General features: G+C 71.6%; 14 protein-coding genes. 6 read left to right on the top strand and 8 right to left on the bottom strand.

The genetic code is table 11. The features are described 5' to 3' along the window. Positions 1-85 precede the first annotated feature (85 nt). Together ACUKCB_RS15030 and ACUKCB_RS15025 are read left to right on the top strand one after the other, a co-directional pair. Positions 86-904 carry an aldo/keto reductase gene (locus tag ACUKCB_RS15030; protein ID WP_473036240.1) on the top strand — a complete coding sequence of 273 codons (819 nt, stop codon included), beginning with the start codon at positions 86-88 and terminating at the stop codon, positions 902-904. 376 nt (positions 905-1,280) lie between these two features. Next, positions 1,281-2,168: an alpha/beta fold hydrolase gene (locus tag ACUKCB_RS15025; protein ID WP_473036239.1), complete on the top strand. Its 888-nt coding sequence runs from the start codon at positions 1,281-1,283 to the stop codon at positions 2,166-2,168. Between the two features lie 134 nt (positions 2,169-2,302). On the opposite strand, the gene ACUKCB_RS15020 is transcribed toward ACUKCB_RS15025, so the two are convergent. Continuing rightward, positions 2,303-2,902, bottom strand: coding sequence for an HAD family hydrolase (locus tag ACUKCB_RS15020; RefSeq protein WP_473036238.1), 600 nt, complete (start codon positions 2,900-2,902; stop codon positions 2,303-2,305). Between the two features lie 324 nt (positions 2,903-3,226). Here ACUKCB_RS15020 and ACUKCB_RS15015 point away from each other — a divergent pair, with 324 nt between their 5' ends. Together ACUKCB_RS15015 and ACUKCB_RS15010 are read left to right on the top strand one after the other, a co-directional pair. Next, entirely contained in the window at positions 3,227-4,903 is a 1,677-nt protein-coding gene (locus ACUKCB_RS15015; protein ID WP_473036237.1) for a BCCT family transporter, read from the top strand. Positions 4,904-4,970: 67 nt separating this feature from the next. Beyond that, a complete protein-coding gene (locus ACUKCB_RS15010) occupies positions 4,971-5,753 on the top strand; it encodes a nucleotidyltransferase domain-containing protein (protein ID WP_473036236.1) in 783 nt (260 codons plus the stop codon). 90 nt (positions 5,754-5,843) lie between these two features. On the opposite strand, the gene ACUKCB_RS15005 is transcribed toward ACUKCB_RS15010, so the two are convergent. Together ACUKCB_RS15005 and ACUKCB_RS15000 are read right to left on the bottom strand one after the other, a co-directional pair. Continuing rightward, positions 5,844-6,815 (bottom strand): GNAT family N-acetyltransferase, encoded by a 972-nt coding sequence (locus tag ACUKCB_RS15005; protein WP_473036235.1) that lies wholly within the window; start codon positions 6,813-6,815, stop codon positions 5,844-5,846. 183 nt (positions 6,816-6,998) lie between these two features. Next, positions 6,999-8,249 (bottom strand): benzoate/H(+) symporter BenE family transporter, encoded by a 1,251-nt coding sequence (locus ACUKCB_RS15000; RefSeq protein ID WP_473036234.1) that lies wholly within the window; start codon positions 8,247-8,249, stop codon positions 6,999-7,001. 114 nt (positions 8,250-8,363) lie between these two features. On the opposite strand from ACUKCB_RS15000, the gene ACUKCB_RS14995 reads away from it, so the two are divergent. Next, positions 8,364-9,125 (top strand): class I SAM-dependent methyltransferase, encoded by a 762-nt coding sequence (locus ACUKCB_RS14995; protein ID WP_473036233.1) that lies wholly within the window; start codon positions 8,364-8,366, stop codon positions 9,123-9,125. 74 nt (positions 9,126-9,199) lie between these two features. On the opposite strand, the gene ACUKCB_RS14990 is transcribed toward ACUKCB_RS14995, so the two are convergent. The 4 genes from ACUKCB_RS14990 to ACUKCB_RS14975 form a co-directional block, all read right to left on the bottom strand. Further along, positions 9,200-9,553: an antibiotic biosynthesis monooxygenase family protein gene (locus ACUKCB_RS14990; protein ID WP_473036232.1), complete on the bottom strand. Its 354-nt coding sequence runs from the start codon at positions 9,551-9,553 to the stop codon at positions 9,200-9,202. 54 nt (positions 9,554-9,607) lie between these two features. After that, positions 9,608-10,456 carry an alpha/beta fold hydrolase gene (locus ACUKCB_RS14985; RefSeq protein ID WP_473036230.1) on the bottom strand — a complete coding sequence of 283 codons (849 nt, stop codon included), beginning with the start codon at positions 10,454-10,456 and terminating at the stop codon, positions 9,608-9,610. A 90-nt stretch (positions 10,457-10,546) separates the two neighbouring features. Further along, positions 10,547-11,368, bottom strand: a complete 822-nt coding sequence (locus ACUKCB_RS14980) for an SDR family oxidoreductase (protein ID WP_473036229.1) — start codon at positions 11,366-11,368, stop codon at positions 10,547-10,549. A gap of 121 nt (positions 11,369-11,489) precedes the next feature. Then, a complete protein-coding gene (locus ACUKCB_RS14975; protein WP_452547128.1) occupies positions 11,490-11,909 on the bottom strand; it encodes a hypothetical protein in 420 nt (139 codons plus the stop codon). Positions 11,910-12,124: 215 nt separating this feature from the next. Here ACUKCB_RS14975 and ACUKCB_RS14970 point away from each other — a divergent pair, with 215 nt between their 5' ends. After that, a complete protein-coding gene (locus ACUKCB_RS14970) occupies positions 12,125-13,198 on the top strand; it encodes an ArsO family NAD(P)H-dependent flavin-containing monooxygenase (RefSeq protein ID WP_473036228.1) in 1,074 nt (357 codons plus the stop codon). Between the two features lie 123 nt (positions 13,199-13,321). Here ACUKCB_RS14970 and ACUKCB_RS14965 read toward each other — a convergent pair whose 3' ends face one another. Beyond that, positions 13,322-14,497: an MFS transporter gene (locus ACUKCB_RS14965; protein WP_473036227.1), complete on the bottom strand. Its 1,176-nt coding sequence runs from the start codon at positions 14,495-14,497 to the stop codon at positions 13,322-13,324. Positions 14,498-14,611: the final 114 nt, after the last annotated feature.

Below are 14,611 nucleotides of genomic sequence, written 5' to 3'. Positions count from 1 at the left end.
GCACACCCGCCGCGGCACGGCCACCGCCGGGGCACGGCCACAGCCACGGCCGCGGCGCACCCGCAACCTTCGAAAGGCACCCCTTTTGCAGCACGTCACGCTGAACAACGGCCTCCCCATGCCGCAGCTCGGTTTCGGTGTCTGGCAGGTCCCCGACGACGAGGCCCACAGCGCCGTCACGACCGCCCTCGAGGTCGGCTACCGCAGCATCGACACCGCCCGGATCTACGACAACGAGAAGGGCACCGGCCGTGCCATCGCCGAGTCCGGCGTGGCCCGTGAGGACATCTTCCTCACCACCAAGCTGTGGAACGACGACCAGGGCTACGACAGGGCCCTGAAGGCCTTCGACGCCAGCCTGGAGCGCCTGGGCACCGACTACGTGGACCTGTACCTGATCCACTGGCCGACCCCCGAGCGCGACACCTACGTCGACACCTGGAAGGCGCTGGAGCGCATCCACGCGGAGGGCCGGGCCAAGGCCATCGGCGTGTCCAACTTCACCGCCGGCACCCTGAAGCGCCTGGTCGCCGAGACCGAGGTCGTGCCCGCGATCAACCAGATCGAGCTGCACCCCTACTTCGCGCAGAGCGGGATGCGCGCGGCCAACAGCGCCGAGGGCGTGCTGACCGAGGCCTGGAGCCCGTTGGGCCAGGGCAAGGGCCTGCTGGAGGACCCCGTGCTGGCCGAACTCGGCGCCAAGCACGGCAAGTCCGCCGCCCAGGTCGTGCTGCGCTGGCACCTGCAGCTCGGCAACGTCGTCATCCCCAAGTCCGTGACCCCGTCGCGGATCCGGGAGAACTTCGACGTGTTCGACTTCGAGCTCACCGCCGAGGACATGGAGCGGATCGGTTCGCTGGACCGCGGCGGCCGCATCGGCCCGGACCCCGACACGCTCAACTAGGTCTTCGCGGGGCGGCCGGGCGGCGCAGCGGCGGCCCGCCCCGGCGGCCCCCGTCCCCGGGCCCGTCGAGCACTGCTCGGCGGGCCCTTCGGCTGCGCGAACACGCCTGAGGCCGGATCCGGTCGGGGTAAACCCCGCTGGGGCGAATGGCCGCTTTCGGTCGGGAGCATCGACTCCCGACCCGGGGAGAACACGCGCAACAGGGGGCCCCGGACGGAGGGTAGGAATACGTCGTACGCGGCTGGTCGGCGACACCAGGACGGGGACCCCGGTCCCGGGGTGGCGAGAGGTCGGACAGAGGCGTACAGTCCTCTCTGGTGCGCCGGGGAAGTTCACGCGGCGGACACCACATCTCTCTCTAGGCGAAATCAGATCCATGACCGTCGTCCCCCTCCGCGCCGCGCGTGTCTACCGCTCCGAAACAGCCGAGCGGTCCGTGCACGCCTGGTGTCACAGAGCCCTCAGCCAGTGGCCCGAACTCGGGCCCCTCCCTCCCGTGCAGACCCGGCTGGGCCCCACGCAGGCCTTCCGCGCCTCGGGCGGGACCGGCACCCCGGTCCTGGTCCTGTCGGGCACCAACTTCAACGCCGCCACCACGGTTCCCGCGGCCCGCGCGCTCGCCGCGGAGCGGCCGGTGCTGCTGGTCGACCCTCCGGGGCAGCCCGGGCTGAGCTGTAGCCAGCGGACCTCCGGTTCCCGGATCGGTGCCTACGGTGAGTGGCTCGACGAACTGCTGCCCCGGATCACCGACGAGCCGGTCATCGTCCTGGGCCACTCCCGGGGCGCGGCGATCGCGCTGTCCTCGACCCCGAACCCGCTCGTCGCCGGAATGCTGCTGCTCAACCCCGCCGGGTTGACCGCGGCCGGCGTCAGCTCGGAGTCGATGCGCGTCACTCTGCCGTGGATGCTCCACCCCAACGAGCAGACCAGCAACCGGCTCATAGAGTTCCTCAGTGGACCGTCCACGGACACCGGCTGCGCGGAGCACCGGTCCGAGGCGGAGTGGCTGACCCTGGTCTCGCGCCACTGCCGCACCCACTCCACGCCGACCCCGCTGCAGGCGGAGTCCTTCCTGGCCTGGGCCGGAACCCCGGTCCGGGTGGCCACCGGTTCACACGACCCGTTCTTCTCGCCCGCCCGCCTGCACGGTCCGGCCCGCCGGTTCCTCGACACGGGTGTGCACACCATCGAAGGGGCCGGGCACCTGTCCCTGTACGAGCAGCCCGAGAAGGTGGCCGAACTCCTCCGCGAGCTCGACGCCTGAGTCCTGCCCGGCCCGCGGGCCACCGGACGAGCGGCCACCGGTGACGGCCGGACGGTCGTCACCGGACCGCGCTCCGAGGGGCCGGTTATCCGTGCGCCGGGTGTTCGTGCCCAGGTACCGCTGGGGTGGGGTCCTCAGGGGCGGCCCAGCGCCCGGCGCAGCTCCGGCACCGAGGTGAACACGTGCCCCCGGAGCCCGAGTGCCCGGGCGGCCTCGACGTTGGACCGGTTGTCGTCCACGAACAGCACGTCCCCGGCCGGGGCGCCCATGCGCTCCAGGCACCACCGGTAGGCGTCCGCCTCCGGTTTGGCGTGCCCGATCCGGCAGGAGAGTCCCAGCACCGGGAACAGCTCCAGCACGCGCGCGTGGCGCTCCTCGAAGCGGGCGGCCAGTTCCGGGGGGATGTTCGAGAGCAGCCCGAGCGGGACCTCCGCGTCGGCGAGCTCCGAAACCAGCTCCACCGAGTCCTCGTTCACCCGTGACCAGCTCTCCAGGTCCAGGGAGAGGAGCCGCTCGACCCGGTCCAGGGAGAAGGCGGTGCCGAGCAGCTCGCCCACCGCCTTCCAGTAGGCGGGTCCGTCCAGGTCGCCTCGGTCGTAGTCCTGGCGCGGCGCCCAGTAGGCGGACCAGAAGGCGTCGTGGCTGTGTCCGGAGTACTCCACCATCGCCTCGCGGGCCGTCGGTGACTGGTCCATGGCGACCACACCGAACATGTCGAACAGCACAGCGTCCAAGAGGGGCTCCCGGGGGTCGGACGGCGGTCTTCGGTCGGGGTGCGAAGGGGCTCCTTCCCCGTACATCCGCCACGAATCCCCCGTGCTCGGAGGGGTGCTCCGAACGTGCGTGCTTTTGTCATTCTTTTTGGTCTTTGAGTAGGTTCAGGATGCTTTTTGCTTTTTCTGGTTTATGTCCGGAGAAAATGGTTCTGGTGTCCGTGCAACGGCAAGGAGGGAGGGGAAAAGCTCTTCCCGGTGCGTATCCTTGCCCGAGGCAGACAGCGGGGTGGAAGGGTCGGACCGCGTTGTCGGACAAAACCGGTAAACCAGAAAGCAGTCGGCATGTTCGAAAAGCTGGCACACAAGCTGGGATTGGAAACCAATCCGGCGATCTTCTTCATATCGGCCGCACTGACCGTCCTGTTCGTCGTGTGCGCCATCGCCTTCACCGACACGGTGGACCTGGTCTTCGGCGCCACCTCGGGCTGGATCCTGTCCCGACTGGGCTGGCTCTACATCCTCGGTGTGACGAGCTTCCTCATCTTCCTGATCTGGATCTCGCTCAGCCGGTTCGGGCACGTCCGTCTCGGCTCACCGGACAGCAAACCCGAGTACAGCAACCTCACCTGGTTCTGCATGCTGTTCGCGGCCGGTATCGGCAGCATCCTCATGTTCTGGGGCGTGGCCGAACCGATCAGCCATTTCGCCAACCCGCCGCAGGGCAACGTCGAACCCGGAACGGTCCAGGCCGCGGAACAGGCCATGGGGTTCACGCTCTACCACTTCGGGCTGCACACCTGGACGATCTTCTGCCTGCCGGCCCTGGCCTTCGCCTACTTCGTCTACCGCAAGGGCTTGCCCTTCCGGGTCAGCTCGATCTTCTACCCCTTCCTCGGTGAGCGGATCAACGGCCCCTTCGGCCGGCTCATCGACATCTTCGCGGTGCTGGGCACCCTGTTCGGTGTGGCGGTGACCATCGGTCTGGGCACCATGCAGATCAACAGCGGGCTCAACACGCTGTTCGGTATCGAGGAGAGCCGCCTCACCCAGATCATCCTCATCTCCGTCATCACCCTGATCGCGGTGATCTCCGTGATGACCGGGCTGGACACCGGCATCAAGTGGCTCTCCTCCATCAACATCGTGATGGCGGTCGGGCTGCTCCTCTTCGTGTTCTTCGCCGGGTCCTCCCTGTTCCTGGCCAAGGGCGTCATCGAGACCACCGGTATCTACCTGGAATGGCTGATCCCGCTCTCGTTCTGGAACGACGCGTTCGGGAACACGGGGTGGCAGGGCACCTGGACGGTCTTCTACTGGGCTTGGACCATCACCTGGTCGCCGTTCGTGGGGATCTTCATCGCCCGCATCTCCAAGGGGCGCACCATCCGGGAGTTCGTCCTGGGGGTGTTGGGGCTGCCCACCGCGTTCAGCATCGTCTGGTTCAGCGTGTTCGGGCTCTCCTCCTTCGACATCGAGATGAACCAGGGCGGCGGCCTGGTCGAGGAGGTCGTGGACCAGGGGGACATCCCCGGCGCGCTCTTCGCCTTCCTGACCCACTACCCGCTGACGACGCTGCTCTCGGTGATAGCCATCGTCATCGTGGTCATCTTCTTCACCACCTCCTCGGACTCGGCGTCCCTGGTGGTGGACATGCTCTGCTCCGGCACGTCGGAGTCCCCGACCCGCCAGCGGGTGTTCTGGGGTATCACCGAGGGGGTGGTCGCCGCCACGGTCCTCACGGCGTCCGGCGAAGGGGGACTCGACGCGCTGCAACAGACGATCATCGTGTTCGGACTGCCGTTCTTCGTGATCGGCTTCTTCATGATGGCCGCGCTGGTGAAGTCCCTCCAGGCGGAGTTCGCCGAGGGTTCCGGTGTCCAACGGCAGCGCAAGGCGCCCCTGACGGCGCGGTCCCGTCGAATGCGGCGCGATCAGCAGCGTGATGCCGGAGGCGGTCCGAGCGGTCCCGAGAGCGGGACCAACGGGGTCGGCGGCCGGGAGACCGGCGGACCCGCCTGACCGCGGCCCGGGGACCGGGCGGGGTCAGGCGGGGCGGCGGGGGAGCCGGGCAGGGCACCATGGAGGCATGACCCACACCGACGGCCGTGCCGGCCCCGATGAACGCTTCCTCTCCGCCACCGCCGACCGACTCGCCGCCCTCCCCGGGGTCGAGGCGGTCTCCCTGGGCGGCTCGCGGGCCCAGGGCACCCACCGGCCGGACAGCGACTGGGACCTCGCCCTCTACCACCGGGGTTCCGGGGGCAGGTTCGATCCCCGGGCGTTGCGGGAGACCGGGTGGGAGGGCGAGGTCCCCGAGAACGGCGGCCGGAGCGAGGGCGTGTTCAACGGTGGTGCCCGGCTGCGGATCGACGGCCGGGCCGTGGACGTCCACTACCGCGACCTCGACGCGGTCGAACACGAACTGGCCGAGGCCGAACAGGGCCGGTTCCGGATCGAACCGCTCATGTTCCACCTGGTGGGCGTCCCCACCTACCTGCTCGTCGCCGAACTCGCCGTCGGCCGGGTCCTGGTCGGTGACCTGCCCCGGCCCGGCTACCCGGACGCGCTCCGCCGGAGTGCCCCGCCCCTCTGGCGCGGGCTCGCCTCGGCCAACCTCGCCTGCGCCGAACACGACCACGCGCCGTACGGGCGGGTGGCCCAGTGCGCGGGGCTGATCGCCCAGGCCGCCTCGCAGACCGCGCACGCCGTACTGGCCGCCCGCGGCGAGTGGGCGACCAGCGACAGGACCCTGCTCGCCGGCGCCGGGCTGGAGGAGGTGGACCTCGCGGTCGCCGGGATGACCGCCGACCCCCAGGACCTCCTCGCCGCGGTCGCCGAGACCGGGCGGATCATCGCCGGGGCCCGGTAGCGCCGAACGACACCTTCGCGGAGCAGACGGCACCGCAGAGCCCACGCGCGGGCGGGGGGCGTTCCTACGCCCCCGCCCGCGCGTGCGCCGCTATTTCGTCCAGGTCATGTTCATCACGGCGCTGACGGTGTCGTAGCCCGCCCGGGTGAACGCCTCGGCCATCGGTACGTTGCCGACGTCCGTGGTGGCCCGGACGTTGGCAACACCCTCCTCGGCCAGCACCCGGGTGCCCTCGGCGAGCAGGTCGTCGATGTAGCCGTTGCCACGGTGCTCGGGCAGCACCGCGATGTAGGCGATGATCGGGTGGTAGGCGTTGCGGGCGGGGATGACGAAGCCCACCGGCTCGCCGCCGGGGAGCGTCGCCACCCGCCACCAGGCCCGGGGCGTCGTGTAGTTGGCGAACTCGTCGGCGAAGTTGGCCGCGGCGACCTCCTCGGCGGACTTGCCGTCGAGGTCGGCGCGGTCGTGGGCGTCCAGGGTCCCCTCCAGGGCGCGGGCCATGAGGCCGAGGATGTCCTCGGTTCCCTCGATCCCGCGGAACCGCAGGCGCCCGCTCGGCCGGGGGACCGGATACCCGGCGAACCACTCGTAGCGCAGGCGCTCGACGAGCGGGACGGCGCCCACCCGCTCGACCGCGTGCACACGGTCCTCCACCGCGCGCCGGGCCGCCTCGTCCTCACGCCAGTCGGCGGGGACGAAACGCAGGTACTCGGGTGGGGGAGTGCCCTGGGGGACCGGGGCGCCCTCCGGGAAGAGGGCCTCGTTCGCGGTGCGCAGCAGGTGTTCGGCCACGCCGACACGGTCCACGTCGCGGGTGCTGTCGTCCACGTCGAGGACGTCCAACAGGAAGGGGGCGTCGTCCTGGTCGCGGCACCACCAGGACAGGCGGGCCAGGAGCCGGTCGCCGTCGAGGGCCACCCACATCCAGGAGGGGCGGCGGCGACCCTTGGCGAGGTCGTCGGCGAACTCGGGGTTCTGCACGTAGGGCAGCCGGTTGAAGAGCTCCAGCTCTTCGGGGCCGGTGATGGGACGGACGGTCAGGGCGTTCGGAAGAACGGTCAAGGCAGCACCTTCGGTGTGTGCGCCCGCCGTCGCCGGGGTCAGCGGTGGTCGCCGACCCGGGAGGACACGGACGCGGTGATCACGGGGAACATCGGATGTGCCTCCTCTCTGGTCTCCGCCGCGCCGGGGGTCGGACGCGGCCCCAGCATTTATAGCGGCGGGGCGTCCGTTCCCGCAAGCCCTTTACCGCAGGGGGTCCCGGGGCGGCGCTTCCCGCGGGGGCTCGTCCGCGGTCTGCTCCGCCACCCCGGCCGCAGCCCGGCGCGGGCGGGTCACCAGCAGGGTGAGGGCCCCGGCGAGCAGGCCCCAGAAGGCCGACCCCACCCCGAACAGGGTGAACCCGGAGGCCGTCGCCAGGAACGTCACCACCGCGGCTTCCCGGGACCCCTCGTCGGAGACCGCCGAGGCCAGCGAACCGCCGATCGTGCCCAGCAGCCCCAGCCCGGCGATCGCCAGCACCAGCGTCGACGGCAGTGTGGCCAGCAGCGACGCCACGGTCGCGCCGAACAACCCCACGCACAGGTAGAAGACACCCGCCCAGACCCCGGCGAGGTAGCGGCGCTCCCGGTCCGGGTGGGCCTGCGGTCCCGTGCAGATCGCCGCGGTGATCGCGGCCAGGTTCATCCCGTAGCAGCCGAACGGGGCCAGGACCAGGTTGGTCGCCCCGGTCCACCCGATCACCGGGGAGATCGGCACCCGGTAGCCGTCGCCGCGCAGCACCGCCACCCCTGGCAGGTTCTGCGAGGCCATCGTCACCACGAACAGCGGCAGGCCGACACTGACCAGCACCGGCAGGGAGAACTCGGGGGCGACGAACACGGGCGCGGCCAGGGCGAGTTCCACCGCCCCCAACCGCAGGGAGCCCTGTGCGGCGGCCACCAGGCCACCGGCGAGCAGGGAGAGCAGGACCGCGTACCGGGGAAGCCACCGGCGACACAGCAGGTACACCGTGAACATCGCGAACACCACCGCGAAGTCTCCCTCCATGCTGGTGAACAGCCCGATCCCGAACTGCAGCAGCACCCCCGCCAGCAACCCCGCGGCCAGCGGCACCGGGATACGGTCCATCACCCGCTCGAACCATCCCGTCACCCCGCTCAGCGTGATGAGCGCGGCCGAGAACAGGAAGGCGCCCACGGCCTGTGCCATGGTCACCCCGTCCAATCCGACCGCCAGCAGGGCGGCCCCCGGCGTGGACCAGGCGGTCACCACGGGGGCCCGGTAACGCAGGGACAGGCCCACGCAGGTCACGGCCATGCCCACGCCCAGTGCGAGCATCCACGAGGCGATCTCCCCGGGGGAGGCTCCGGCGGCCTCGGCGGCGGTGAACACGATCGCGGCCGAGCTCGTCACACCGACCAGGACGGCGATGAGCCCGGCGGTCACGGCGGACAGGGGAAAGGCGTGCCGCGCACGCCGGGCGAGCGTTCTCATAACGAACCATCCTGGCGTCCCACCACCGAGCTCCGGCAACCGGGTGGGGGACACCGGGCACGGCGGGACGAAAACCGGTGGCTCCGGGGCCTGACCTGGGAGGAGGATGTGCGGATGAGCAGAACCTTCGACGAGCTCCTCGCCGGGGCCGCAGCCGAGCCGACCGAGGGCTGGGACTTCTCCTGGTTCGAGGGCCGTGCCACCGAGCAGCGCCCCTCCTGGGGCTACCAGCGCCTCATGGGTGAGCGGATGGCCCGCGCCTCCGCCGCCCTCGACATCCAGACCGGGGGCGGCGAGGTCCTCGCCGGGATCCCCGGACACCCGCCGCTGACCGTCGCCACCGAGGGGTGGCCGCCCAACGTCGCCAAGGCCACCCGTCTCCTGCACCCCAGAGGGGTGGCCGTGGTCGCCGACCCGGACGAACCCCCGCTGCCCTTCGCCGACGCCGCCTTCGACCTGGTCGTGTGCCGCCACCCGGTGACCGTCCGGTGGGAGGAGATCGCCCGCGTCCTCACCCCCGGCGGCACCTACCTGGCACAGCACGTCGGGCCGTCGAGCGTGTTCGAGCTGGTCGAGTACTTCCTCGGCCCGCAGCCGGAGGAGGTCCGCGAAGCACGCCACCCGGACCGGGAAGCGGCCGGGGCCGAGGCGGCCGGGCTGGAGGTCGTCGACCTCAGGGCCGAGCGGCTCAGGATGGAGTTCCACGACGTCGGAGCAATCGTGTACTTCCTGCGCAAGGTCGTGTGGATGGTGCCCGACTTCACCGTGGACGGCTACCGCGACCGGCTGCGGGAGCTGCACGAGCGGATCACGGCGCACGGCCCGTTCGTGGCCCACTCCGCCCGCCACCTGATCGAGGCCCGCAAACCGGGGTGAGGCCCGTGCCCGTTTCCCGCGCCCGCCCTCCCGGCCGGTCACACGTACCGGCCGGGAGGGGAGGGCGACCGGGTTCAGCTCCGGGCGGTGACGTGCTGGACGACCTCGAAGCCCCAGATCTCGCTGTTGCTCGCCGCCGGACCGCCGTGCCCGCCGGAGGCGTGGCCGTCCTTCTTCGCGTCGGCCGCGGCCTGGGCGTGGCCTTTCTGGAAGGCCCGGCCGTTCACCCAGTTCTGGAAGTCCTCCTCGGACCGCCAGCGGGTGTACACCAGGTACTTGTCGGTGCCCTCGACGGGGCGCAGGAGCTGGAACTCCTCGAACCCCTCCTGGTCCTCCACCAGCCCCGCGCGCTTGGCGAAACGCTCCTCCAGCGTGGAGCCCTCGCCCTCGGGGACGGTCAGGACGTTGAACTTGACGACACTGGTCACGCGTGTACCTCCGGTCGGTCGGATGCCTTGCTGAGGCCAACCTAAGGGACCAGCTCAGGCGCCGGTCACCCGATCCACCCACTCCACCAGCTCACCGACGACCTCCGCCCGGTTGGTCTCGTTGAGCACCTCGTGCCGCGCCCCCGGGTAGGTGCGGTACACGAGGTCGGTGACGCCCGCCTTGCGATAGCGCTCGACCAGCGCGTCGCTGAACTCCAACCGGTGGTTGAGCGGGTCCTGGTCCCCGACCAGGACGTATACGGGCAGGTCGCCTCGCAGCCCCGAGGGGTCCGTGAGCGGGCCGAAGGCCGCGGCGGCCAACCCCGTCAGTCCGTCCTCGTCCAGCGCGAACCCGCACAGGGGATCGGCGACGTACAGGTCGACCTGCTCTTCGTCGCGGCTGATCCAGTCCGCTCTGGTCCGGATCGGCTGGAAGGGGGCGTTGAACACCTCGTCGAGGTCGGTGGTGCCCGGCGGGACCGAGTCCAGGAACAGGTCCGCGGCGGTGGTGCCGCTGAGCGCCGCTCCGGTGAGCAGGTCGGCGTGTTCGAGCAGGTACTGCTGGGTGGCGAAGGAACCCAGGCTGTGCCCGATCAGTACCAGGGGCAGGCCGGGGTGGCGGTCGCGCAGGATCCGGGAGAGCGCGGCCATGTCGGCGACCAGCAGGTTCCAGCCGTCCGCGCCCAGGTGGCCGGGCGCGGCGTGCATGGTGGCTCCGTGGCCCCGGTGGTCGTTGGCGTACACCGTGTACCCGCGCTCGTTGAGTGCCCTGGCCAGGGGAGCGTAACGCAGGGCGTGCTCGCCCATGCCGTGTGCCAGCTGCACGACTGCGCGCGGCGGGCCGTCGGGCTGCCACTCGTGGACATGCACGGTGAGGCCGTCGCTGCTCTCGAAGGTGAACATCGCTCTCCCGGGAATGGATGACGGGACTGCGGGCTCAGGGGTGTGGGAAGCCCGCCGTGTCACTGATTGTGCCCTGAGGTCATTCCCGCGTCATCCCAGGCCGTGCTTGCGGGCCACGATCCGCAGCATCGCGGCGCGGGGCAGCAGACGGCGCAGCGCGAACACGAGCGGGGCGTTGCTGCCCACGGCGTACAGCGGCCGCGGCCGCCTCGCCTCGATCGCCCCGACCACGGTCGCGGCCACCCGCTCCGCCGAGATCCCCTTGGCCTCGTTGGCGTTGAGCGCGTTCACCATGGTCCGGTACTCCTCCCGGAACGGGGAGTCCTCACCCACGTACTGGGTGCGGCGCTCACTGATCCCGGTGTTGATCGAACCCGGCTCCACCGTCGTCACGCCCACCCCGAACGGCGACACCTCGCGCCGCGCGGCGTCCGCGAAACCCTTCATCGCCGCCTTGGCGGCCACGTACGAGGAGCGGTACGCCAGCGGGAAACTCGCCAGCATCGAGCCGACCATGACCACGCGCCCGTACCCGCGAGAGCGCATCCCCGGCAGGACCAGCTGGGTGAGGCGGACCGCGCCGAACACGTTGAGCCGGAACACCCGCTCCACCGCCGCCATCGGCAGTTCCTCGATCGGGCCGTTCTGGCTCTCGCCCGCGTTGTTGACCAGGACGTCCACCTCGCCCGCGGCCCTGGCGCACGCCTCCACGGACTCGTAGTCGGTCAGGTCCAGGGGCAGGTACTCGACCCCCGGGACCGGATCGGCGACCGTCGCGGGGTCGCGGCTGGTTCCGAACACGCGGTAGCCGCGGCCGACCAGTGCCGCGGCCACCGCCGCCCCGATGCCGGAGGAGGCTCCGGTGACGAGCGCCGTACGACGGGAGGGGGACGAGGGGGTGGCAGGGGGCACGGGGAACCCTTCGGGTCGGAGGGGGTGAGGCGCGCACCACACTAGTTGACCACCGTTCAACAGGACCGCTCCGGGAACCCCGCACCGGCACCGGCCCCGCCCGGGCGCGAGGGAGCGTGCGTCAGTCCCGCTCGCAGCCCTCCAGGACCAGGGAGAGCCCGGCGCCGAGCAGCCACAGGTCCTTGGACAGGGGCAGGCCGTCCGGGGTGGGGGCCAGGCTCCGGGGCTTGTGCATCCCGGGTGTGCGCAGGTAGAGGCCGAGCAGGCCGGCGGCGAAGGCGCTCAGCCCCGCACCGGCGAGCCTGCTCGGCACGAGCGGCACCAGCAGAGCGGTGCCCAGGGCGATCTCCCCGGCGGACAGGAGCCTGGTGAAGGTGGCCGGGTCGACCTTGTCCAGGAACGGGTACGTGCCGACCGCCATCCCGTGCAGTCCCATCGCGGTGTCCTCGTCGGCGCCCCGCTTGTCCAGTCCCGAGTTGAGGATGGAGGCGCCGGTGGCGATGCGCAGGGCCAGCTGGTGCGGTCTGAAGGGCGGCTTCATACGGACTCCAAGGCGGATCGACAACGGACTGTAGCTATTGGTGTTCAGAATGCTACTCACAGTTTGTCTGTTGGGTCCGTCACGACCTGCCGGTGTCCGCTCTCGCCCGGCCCCCCGGTCGCTGGGGACGGCACGTCGTCGACACTGGGAAGCCGACCCCGACGCCGCACCAGTCACGCAGCAGTCGGCCGACTCCTACACCCCGGAGGGAACACGTGGTCGCATCCGCTGACGCCGAGACCGACGTCGTCGTGATCGGAGGCGGCCCGGCGGGGCTGGCCACCGGCTACCACCTGGCACGCGCGCGGGCCGACTACGTCATCCTCGACGGGCAGGGGGCGCCGGGCGGCTTCTGGGACCGGGCCTGGAGCAACTACTGGGACTCCCTGCGGTTGATCTCCCCCGCCGAGCACAGCTCCCTGCCGGGCTGGCGGATGCCGGGCGAGCCGGGGCAGGAGCTCCCCTCGGCGCGGCACGTCGCCGACTACCTGGCCGCGTACGAGAGCCGCTACGAGCTGCCGGTGCGCCGCCCGGTGACCGTGACCGGGGTGCGCCGCGCAGACGGGGCGCTGGAGGTGGTCGGCTCCACGGGCACGTGGCGCGCCCGGCACGTGGTCAGCGCGACCGGGACCTGGCGCCGCCCGTACACTCCCGACCACCCCGGACGGCACCTCTTCGAGGGCCGACAGCTGCACACGGCCGACTACCGCGGCCCGGAGGAGTTCGCCGGGCAGCGGGTGACGGTCGTGGGCGGCGGCAACTCCGCGGCCCAGCTCCTCGCGGACCTCTCGGAGGTCGCCCGCACCACGTGGGTCGCCCGGCGCCCGGTCAGGTTCATGCCCGACGACGTGGACGGCCGCGTGCTGTTCGACGCGGACACACAACGCGCCCTGGGCGGGGGAGCGGGCCGGGGCGCCGCGTCCCTGGGCGACATCGTCATGGTGCCCAGTGTGCGCCGGGCGCGGGACAGGGGAGTCCTCACGGCGCTGCCGATGTTCGAGCGGCTCACCCGGACCGGCGTGGCCTGGGCCGACGGCAGCGAACTGGAGACCGACGCGGTCCTGTGGTGTACCGGGTTCCGTCCGGCCCTGGACCACCTGGCCCCGCTGGAGCCGTTCGACGCGGACGGCCGGATCCCGGTCGACGGGAACCGCAGCGTCCGGGAGCCGCGGCTGCACCTGATCGGTTACGGGGACTGGACCGGGGCCGCGTCCGACACGCTGGTCGGTGCGGGCCGCACCGCCGAGGACGCGGTCGCCCGCATCGTCGAGGACCTGTGGACGGGTTAGTCGGCCCACGGGGTTCTCGGGTGCGCGGGAGGGCCGTGGAGCGCGGCGCGGAACCGGCGGTGGTCGTAGCGGCGCACCGCCACCGGAACGCCTGGCGCTGCTCGACCGCGCGGGTACGGGGGCTCAGGTTTCGGACGGCACCGTCCGGGAGCGCTTTGTGCCGGTTCTGGCGCGTACGCCCAGGAACACCGCCCCCGCCAGGACCGCGGCTGTCCCCGAAGCCAACACCAGTGCCCGCGCCCCCTCGGTACCGGCCACAGCCCCCGAGACGTATCCGCTCAGCAGGCAACAGGTGACCATCCACCGGAACGCGGCCCACGCACGACCGTGTTCGGCTGGGGTCACCCGTGTCCAGATCGCCGTGGCCAACGCCGTGTTGAACACCCCGTTGCAGACACCGCCCGCCCCGAAGGAGGCCACCGCCGCCCACGGCACCGGCACCAGCGCGGGCAGGGAGATCATCGCGCCCATGCCCACAGCCGCCAGGGGCATGGCGAACCGGAGCGGGGCCAGGCCGCCGAACAACGCCCCGCCCACCACGATCCCGCCCGCCCACGCGGCCACCGCGAGCCCGTACCCCGCCTCGCTCACCCCGACGAACCCGGTCAGCACGAACACACCCGAGACCGCCTCGACCGACGTACCGAGGACGACCCCCACCACGCACGCCACCCCGGCGAGGCCGAACACGTCGGGGGAGGTCAACCGCCGGAACCCCACCAGCGCCCCGGTGCCGGACGGGGCCCGCTCCGTAGCGACCGCTCCCCGGTAGTCGACCGCCAGCGCGCACAGCGCCAGGACGAGCAGGGCGCAGCCGGTGACGGCCAACAGCAGTCCCCGGCTCCCCACCGCGAACGACACCCCGCCCAACGCGGTCCCCAGGACCGCTGCGGTACCGGTCGCCGCGGTGTTGGCCCTGGCGGCCCGGTTCTCGTGCCCCCGGGCCAGCGCCCCGAGCAGTTTGCTGCCGACCGGGCCCAGGACCGCCGCGGCCGAACTACTCAGGGCCACCCCCGCCACCAGGTGCCAGGGGGTGTCCAACCGGGACAGGACCAGGTAGACCCCGGCCTGGAACCCCAACCCGAGCGGCCACCACCACCAGTGCAGGCGCCGGTCGGCGACCACCCCGCCGACCAGCCCCAACAGCAGCCCTGGGAAGGCGGAGGCCAGTAGGACCGCGGCGAGGAAACCACTGGAGCCGAGTTCGACGGCGTGCAGTGCGAAGGCGATGTCGGCGAACCTGTCGCCCATGGTCGCGGCGAAGAGCCCGACGATCAGGAGCCAGGCCCGCCAGTCCATGCGCCACCGCCTGTGTCCGGGAGAGTTCGGATGCGTTCCAGGGGAGGGTAGTTCTCCCGGAGCTCAGGGGCAGCTGGTTTTCCCGTCGGCCGCTCCCGGACCGGTCCGACTCCG

Source organism: Nocardiopsis moroccensis, assembly GCF_055763695.1.
This window is presented reverse-complemented; position numbering and strand designations above follow the sequence as displayed.

Coding starts and splice junctions, on each gene's coding strand:
- ACUKCB_RS15025 (WP_473036239.1), top strand. CDS start 1,281: ATGACCGTCGTCCCCCTCCGCGCCGCGCGTGTCTACCGCTCCGAAACA.
- ACUKCB_RS15015 (WP_473036237.1), top strand. CDS start 3,227: ATGTTCGAAAAGCTGGCACACAAGCTGGGATTGGAAACCAATCCGGCG.
- ACUKCB_RS15010 (WP_473036236.1), top strand. CDS start 4,971: ATGACCCACACCGACGGCCGTGCCGGCCCCGATGAACGCTTCCTCTCC.
- ACUKCB_RS15000 (WP_473036234.1), bottom strand. CDS start 8,249: ATGAGAACGCTCGCCCGGCGTGCGCGGCACGCCTTTCCCCTGTCCGCC.
- ACUKCB_RS14995 (WP_473036233.1), top strand. CDS start 8,364: ATGAGCAGAACCTTCGACGAGCTCCTCGCCGGGGCCGCAGCCGAGCCG.
- ACUKCB_RS14985 (WP_473036230.1), bottom strand. CDS start 10,456: ATGTTCACCTTCGAGAGCAGCGACGGCCTCACCGTGCATGTCCACGAG.
- ACUKCB_RS14975 (WP_452547128.1), bottom strand. CDS start 11,909: ATGAAGCCGCCCTTCAGACCGCACCAGCTGGCCCTGCGCATCGCCACC.
- ACUKCB_RS14965 (WP_473036227.1), bottom strand. CDS start 14,497: ATGGACTGGCGGGCCTGGCTCCTGATCGTCGGGCTCTTCGCCGCGACC.